1 tRNA gene and 1 rRNA gene are annotated in these 562 nt (G+C 38.3%); both read left to right on the top strand.

From position 1 onward, the window contains the following. Window positions 1-66, top strand: a 16S ribosomal RNA gene (locus F0229_RS21725); the annotation flags it as partial. Window positions 67-142: 76 nt separating this feature from the next. After that, window positions 143-218 (top strand) — tRNA-Ala (locus F0229_RS21720). Window positions 219-562: the final 344 nt, after the last annotated feature.

Raw genomic sequence — 562 nt, 5'->3', positions numbered from 1 at the left:
TTCATGACTGGGGTGAAGTCGTAACAAGGTAGCCCTAGGGGAACCTGGGGCTGGATCACCTCCTTATACGAAGATATTTACGATGAGTACCCACACAGATTGATGGTTTAATAAGTTAAGAGTAGGAAATACTTTTCCAGATGGGGCTATAGCTCAGCTGGGAGAGCGCCTCGCTGGCAGCGAGGAGGTCTGCGGTTCGATCCCGCATAGCTCCACCATCTTTAAGTGTTCTTCCTTAAGAATCTTTAAAAATGGTTATTTCTTTTGAAATATCTAGCTCTTTAACAATTTGGAAAGCTGACTGATTGATTACTTACGAGTAATTCAATCAAATTTAAAAGTTCTCAATGTTTATCTTTCATTAGATAAACACAACAAACACATTCAAGTGTCTTGGCTTTTTGTCTTCACTTTTTAAAAGTGGAAATAAAGAGTGATTCAAACTTAGTTTGAATCGAAATTGAGTCCGGCAAACAGTCATTGAGAATTAACCCTTCTTGATGACAACCAAAAACCTTGGTTAGTTGCCATACGCTTATTTGTATCCACTTTTTAAAGTGAA

Source organism: Vibrio sp. AIC-3 (genome assembly GCF_013114515.1).
Taxonomy (GTDB): Bacteria; Pseudomonadota; Gammaproteobacteria; order Enterobacterales; family Vibrionaceae; genus Vibrio; species Vibrio crassostreae_C.
This window is presented reverse-complemented; position numbering and strand designations above follow the sequence as displayed.